The sequence below is a fragment of the Deltaproteobacteria bacterium genome (genome assembly GCA_016874775.1).
Classification (GTDB): Bacteria; Desulfobacterota; Binatia; order Bin18; family Bin18; genus VGTJ01.
Map to the genome: position 1 here is coordinate 23,782 of VGTJ01000065.1, position 6,000 is coordinate 29,781.

The 6,000-nt window shown below is 51.8% G+C and carries 8 protein-coding genes; 7 read left to right on the top strand and 1 reads right to left on the bottom strand.

The genetic code is table 11. The features are described from left to right. The first annotated feature begins 272 nt into the window (after positions 1-272). The 7 genes from hemL (at position 273) to FJ147_12785 (ending at position 4,321) form a co-directional block, all read left to right on the top strand. Positions 273-1,553, top strand: coding sequence for a glutamate-1-semialdehyde-2,1-aminomutase (gene hemL / locus FJ147_12755; protein ID MBM4256754.1), 1,281 nt, complete (start codon positions 273-275; stop codon positions 1,551-1,553). Between the two features lie 21 nt (positions 1,554-1,574). Beyond that, positions 1,575-1,814 (top strand): AtpZ/AtpI family protein, encoded by a 240-nt coding sequence (locus tag FJ147_12760; GenBank protein ID MBM4256755.1) that lies wholly within the window; start codon positions 1,575-1,577, stop codon positions 1,812-1,814. Next, positions 1,786-2,175: a hypothetical protein gene (locus tag FJ147_12765; GenBank protein MBM4256756.1), complete on the top strand. Its 390-nt coding sequence runs from the start codon at positions 1,786-1,788 to the stop codon at positions 2,173-2,175. The genes FJ147_12760 and FJ147_12765 overlap by 29 nt, the downstream gene beginning before the upstream one ends. A 37-nt stretch (positions 2,176-2,212) precedes the next feature. Continuing rightward, positions 2,213-2,911, top strand: a complete 699-nt coding sequence (gene atpB, locus FJ147_12770) for a F0F1 ATP synthase subunit A (protein ID MBM4256757.1) — start codon at positions 2,213-2,215, stop codon at positions 2,909-2,911. Positions 2,912-3,023: 112 nt separating this feature from the next. Further along, the gene (locus tag FJ147_12775; GenBank protein MBM4256758.1) at positions 3,024-3,341 is read left to right on the top strand and encodes an ATP synthase F0 subunit C; all 318 of its coding nucleotides are present in this window, start codon (positions 3,024-3,026) and stop codon (positions 3,339-3,341) included. A gap of 304 nt (positions 3,342-3,645) precedes the next feature. Next, a complete protein-coding gene (locus tag FJ147_12780) occupies positions 3,646-3,921 on the top strand; it encodes a hypothetical protein (protein MBM4256759.1) in 276 nt (91 codons plus the stop codon). Further along, positions 3,899-4,321, top strand: a complete 423-nt coding sequence (locus FJ147_12785) for a PIN domain-containing protein (protein ID MBM4256760.1) — start codon at positions 3,899-3,901, stop codon at positions 4,319-4,321. The genes FJ147_12780 and FJ147_12785 overlap by 23 nt, the downstream gene beginning before the upstream one ends. Positions 4,322-4,428: 107 nt before the next feature. Here FJ147_12785 and FJ147_12790 read toward each other — a convergent pair whose 3' ends face one another. After that, complete coding sequence (locus tag FJ147_12790; GenBank protein ID MBM4256761.1) at positions 4,429-5,553, bottom strand: amidohydrolase; 1,125 nt, start codon at positions 5,551-5,553, stop codon at positions 4,429-4,431. Positions 5,554-6,000 lie beyond the last annotated feature (447 nt).

Consider the following 6,000-nt stretch of genomic DNA (forward strand, 5'->3'; position numbering starts at 1 on the left):
TTCTACTCCATCCCAGGGTCACCCCGGTGCTACAACACCGTAATTGGGAGGGAGGGGAAAGGACTTCACTACTTTCCTTCACCTATATGTACTGGAAAAATTTATAACAGTAACGAGTATGCGAAGGCTTAAACGTTTTTTTTTTTTATTGCAAGTAAAAATTTAAGGGGGTGTGGAAGTGTTTGTCTTCGCAGAGATTTTTTCTTTACCTTGACGCGTGGGAGCGGGGGTGTTAGCTGAAGGAAAATTTTCTCTTGTATTGAGTACTCTCTATGTCTACGTCCCATAAGCTTTTTCTCGAAGCGCAACAATACATCCCCGGTGGAGTGAACAGTCCCGTCCGCGCCTGGCGCGCAGTTGGCGGCAATCCACTCTTTATTCAGCGTGGTCGCGGCTGCAGAGTGATTGATGCCGATGGGAAAGAATATGTAGATTACGTAGGCTCTTGGGGGCCGTTGATTGCTGGGCATGCGCACCCACAAATTGTGAAGGCCATTGAAGAGAGCTTAAAACGAGGAACGAGCTTTGGGGCACCGACACCAAAAGAGATTGAGCTGGCAAAAGCAATCATTGAAGCAGTGCCATCGATAGATAAAGTTCGCTTGACGTCTTCTGGGACTGAAGCGACGATGACCGCTCTTCGTCTGGCGCGTGGATATACGAAGCGAGGCAAGATTCTCAAATTTGATGGTTGCTATCATGGTCACAGTGACGCATTGTTGGTCCGAGCTGGCTCTGGGGCGTTAACGTTCAGCCTTCCTGATAGTCACGGAGTACCTGAGGATTTTACGAGTCAAACTCTTGTTACCACATATAACGATTTAGCAAGCGTGGAGGCACGCTTTGAAGCCGACCCTACAGGAATTGCTGCCGTTATTGTTGAACCTATCGCTGGGAACATGGGTCTTGTTCTTCCTCATGCTGAGTTTTTGTCTGGATTGCGAAGCGTAACGCAGCGCTATGGTGCCTTGTTGATTTTCGATGAAGTGATCACTGGTTTTCGCGTTGGCCGCGGAGGAGCGCAGGAACGGTATAACATCACACCAGACCTCACTTGTTTGGGAAAAGTCGTTGGCGGTGGAATGCCATTAGCGGCGGTCGGTGGCAAACGTGAAATCATGGACCAACTTGCTCCTGTGGGGCCTGTGTATCAAGCGGGAACGCTGTCTGGAAATCCGCTCGCAGTTACCGCCGGTCTTGAGACCTTAAAGATCATAAGTACCCCTGGAACATACGAGCGACTGAACGGTCTGGGAACCATGATGGCAGGAGGTTTACGACAGGCGATCAAAGATACTGGAACTATTGCCTGTGTGAACCAAATCGGCTCTATGTTTACGCTGTTCTTTGGTGTGAACAGTGTGAAAGATAGTGCAACCGCAACTCAGAGTGATACGAAGATGTTTGCCCGTTACTTTCAGGGTATGATCGAACGCAGTGTGTATTTGCCACCCTCGCAGTTTGAAACGGCTTTTATTTCCCTCGCTCATAGCGAAACAGAGGTCCAAGAGACTGTAGCGGCAGCGAAAGAAGTGTTGAGTAGTATGCGATAGCAATGCACCGTGCGAGAACCAATGGCTAAAGATAACCAACTCTACGCTTACGCGAAGTACAGTGCGATTGGTATCGAGTTTGCGGTTGCCGCCATTGTCGGTATCTACGGAGGCAGTTATATTGACTCGCACTTTGGTTCAAGTCCGTGGGGAGTTCTCCTTGGTGCAATACTTTGCCTCGCAAGCGGTTTCTATCGCCTGGTGATTTCTCTGCAACAAATGTCAGCCCAACGTGAACAACAAGACGATCGAAAAAATTGAGCGCTTGAATTTGCTCTTTATAGGATTAGGAACGCTAATCAGTTGGGGATTGCATCTTGGCCATGTGCCGAGCTTCCTGATTGGTGGCCTTCTCATGCAGGTCAACTTTTGGTTGCTCAAAAAAATCGTTTCATTGCTGTTGTTTCGGACTGGTGATGGTCAACATCAGCGACGTGGAGCGATATTTGTGATCGTTTCTAAAGGGCTGATTTTCCTGTTGTTGCTGAGCGCTTTGTTTATCCGTTACCCCATTGAACCGCTGAGTTTTATGGCCGGGGTCTCTTTACTGGTTATGACCTGCATGATAGTCAGCCTGCTCGACTCGAAGAACGGTTCCCGAGTCGCCACAGCAGAAAAGTAACGATCGTTGTCTTCAATTCTACAGTAACGGTATCTACATGGAGCATCCCTTTACTTGGGTTTCGGCGATCCCTGGATTAAATATTCTTCCTGATCAAGTAGCAACTTCTCTCATCGTTGCCGCAATTATCGTCATCTTTACCCTTTTGGCGCGTCGACAACTTAACGCTGCCGCTGATCCTGCAATACCAGATAGTACCCTCAGCTTGCGTAACATTGCCGAAATTTTGGTTGAAGGTCTTTCTGGTATGACCGAAGGGACTATCGGTCACCACTGGCGCAAGTACATCAACCTGTATGGTTCGTTCTTTGTTTTCATCTTGTTCGCCAACTTGATTGGACTCGTGCCGGGGTTTGCACCACCAACGGCGAATTTTAATGTGTCGCTCGCTTTAGGATTGGTGTCGTTTATCGCGTACAACTTCGTCGCGTTCAAAGAGCAGGGGCTTGCCTATCTCAAACATTTTGCTGGTCCATTACTGATCCTTGCTCCACTGATGTTTCCCTTGGAAATCATCAGCAACTGTGTTCGACCGCTCTCGCTAGGTTTGCGTCTTCTCGGAAACATGACTGGTGACCATCTGGCGATTGAAATTTTCACTGGCCTCACCAAAGTTATCATCCCTGTGATTTTCTATTTATTGGGAGCGTTCGTCTGTTTCCTCCAAGCGTTCGTGTTTACGTTGCTGAGTATGGTCTACGTCTCTAACGTGCTTGGTCACGGAGATCACCACTAAAATTGCCACATTAACCGCTTCTTGAACGACGAAGGGGCGAGGTGAGGAAGAGGATAAGAGGAGTGGCGTGCCCACAACACTTCGTCAGGATGGAAGCTCGAAAGGAGTCCGTATGAAGAAGGCTGGGTTGGTTAGTGCGTTTCTGTTCGTGTTACTGTTGGCTGCTGCTGGCAGTGCATTCGCTCAAGATGGAAGCGATAGCGCTGGCAGAGGGCTGATTGGTCTGGGTGCTGGCTTAGGTATCGGTATTGCCGCCGCTGGCGCTGGTATTGGTCAAGGGAAAACCGTGGCATCGGCGATGGAATCGATCGGCCGCAATCCGAATTCGGCTGACCGTCTGTTCCAACCGATGATCATCGGTCTCGCACTGATCGAATCGCTCGCAATTTATGCGCTGCTGGTTACCTTTTTGCTACAAGGAAAAATCTAGTTACCGCGATTACGTGATTGTGATCGTATAAAGAAAGGGGCGTAGGCAAAAACTATGCCCCTTTTGTTTTATTTAGATGTAGTTCTTCTGATACAGATACTCTGCCATCAACACCGCGCCTTTGGCTGCGCCCATCTTGGTGTTGTGACTTACCAGCATATATTTCACTGCATTCTCTAGGAGAAAATTGGGGACGTTGCAGCTTTATGAGCTTTACGGCAGAAAGCTGCAACGTCTCGTAGTCCCCGCAGTATACTCGCCTCAAGGTATTGCTCCCCTGACAAAACTGTAATACTTTCTCGACATGCAGACTATTTCTCTGAAATTTCCAGCCCATCTCGGCCGTTTGGTCGAAACCGAAGCAAAGCGACGGCGGGTGAGTAAATCTGCCGTCGTTCGCGCCTGTGTTGAGGAGGTGCTAGTGAACCATCGTCACACCGTGCAGCAGCTCTCCTGCGCTGACCTCATGGGTGATCTCGTCGGCTCTCAACCTGGACCTACGGACGCGTCGAGCAATAAGCAACACCTCGAAAAGTCTCTTCTGAAGGATCACGCTCGTGGCCGAGCAGATACTCATTGACACCGGTCCGATCGTTGCGGTCCTCATCGCGAAGGATCGATATCACTACTGGGCAAGAGAACAATTTTCGTTGCTGCCACCACCTTTGATGACGTGCGAAGCTGTATTGTCAGAGGCACAGTTCTTAGTGCACAACTTTGGGGGTGCTTCCGTGACCGTCCTAGAGATGGTTGAGAAAGGGGTATTGAAGCTGACCTTTGGCGTAGCAGCGGAACTTGACCGCCTACGTAAACTCCAGCAAACGTACCGCAACGTGCCGATGTCCCTGGCTGATGCTTGCCTTGTACGGATGGCCGAGTTGCATCCACGGAGTCGGGTCTTCACGATTGACTCGGATTTTCGCATCTATCGACGGCATGGCCGGCAAGTGATTCCTGTATTGATGCCGCCGATGAGATAGGCTGGTCAATTCGTCAATTCGGGGACGTTGTTGGGGCAAAGGGGTCACCCATTAGAAGGCTCCTGTCAATAAGTTGTAGTTCTCTATGAACACCGCTCAGTGACCGATTACGCAAGCCCGTACAAACGCGCCGCATTGCCGACCACCATCTGATACACTTCGTCTTCAGGCACTCCGGCAAAGTCGCGGGCGATTTGTTCTTGAGAACGCGGAAAGGTCCCCTCAGTGTGTGGATAGTCAGCGCCCCACATGAGACGATCGACACCGAGCATTTCCCGGGTCAAAATACCCGCCCGGTCGTCTTCAAACGTTGCCCAAAACTGACGCTGAAAATACACACTCGGCGCTTCGTCAAGTTTTGGTTCCATCCACTTGCGATGATCGTGCCACCAGTGATCCATATAGGTCAGCACCGAGGCAATCCAGCCAATACCGCCCTCGGCTAAGACAAAGCGCAGCTGCGGATAGCGTTGCGGAACCGCGCTCCAAATCAAGTCGGCCATAGCTCGCATAATCATGCCAACCTTGCCGTCAACCAACCCGACGCCGAAGCCAATCCGAGCGAACTTCACCAGAAGTTCCTCTCCTGTGCCGGTTCCGGCATGGGTCGAAACCGGCAAGCCTAGCTCCTGTAGCGTTGCCCACAGCCGCTCATAGTCAGGATGAGAATATGGGCGCTCTTCGACCTCGCCCGGAATCGAGACGGCTCGCAAACCGAGCTTGGTAATCCGCTCGGCTTCCTCACACGCCCATTCGATGGGCCCGCGGAGTGGCAAAAAGGCCGTTCCCAACAGACGATCCGGGGCAGTCGTACAGAACTCACTTAGCCAGTCGTTATACACCCGCATCACTTCGCGTTGGTATTCGGCGTCTCGGATATGGAAAAAGTGTAGTCCCAGCATGCCAGGATAAATCACCTCAGCTCGCAGATGATCGAGATCCTGATCGGCTAAACGCGACCGAGGATCCCACGCTCCCGGCCGGGTATCGGCATGTCGGTGTCCCAGCGAAGAGGTAATTTCTCCAGCGATCTTCTCTTCGATCATCACCCCTTCGAGCCCAACCGGCAGTGGAGCTAACCCATCGATCACGTAATAATCAGCCTCGGGGCGTGATTCAACGCGGGGCGCCCGGTCGCGGAAGCGCAGGTCCATGCGTGTTGTCCACAGATCAGCCGGCTCGACCACATGGCCATCAGCCGAGACATACCCGTCCGTTAACTGCGTTGCCATAGCACCTTCCTCCTCGCCCGCTGGGCATATCTGGAACAGCACAGGGTGTCAAACGGAAAATCGGGGACGTTGTTGAATTTGTGGAATTCTGTGGTGTCCACTTTTTGCAACCTCTTATACATCGCCGAGGTGGTTACTCCCAGGGAACGTGCGGTCTCTGCTAACGACAGCCCCTGGACTTCTCCGAACTGGTGAGCGCGGGCAGTGCGGACCTGCGACAGCTGCACGGAAAACGCGCTTCAAGTGCAGGGAAACCCGAGGAGTTGGGCGAGGTAGGACAGGTGCCAGCCTGGGCGTTTGCGCTTAACTTTGAGCGAACCTTTGCCGGGGTCCCCGCGTAAGAGCGAGACGGCCAAGCGGTTGAGGAACGCCCGGTTCTCCGCCGTCGTGCGATCATAGACCCGGCGGGCATCTTCGCGAAACACGACATCTAACACCCAGTGCAGG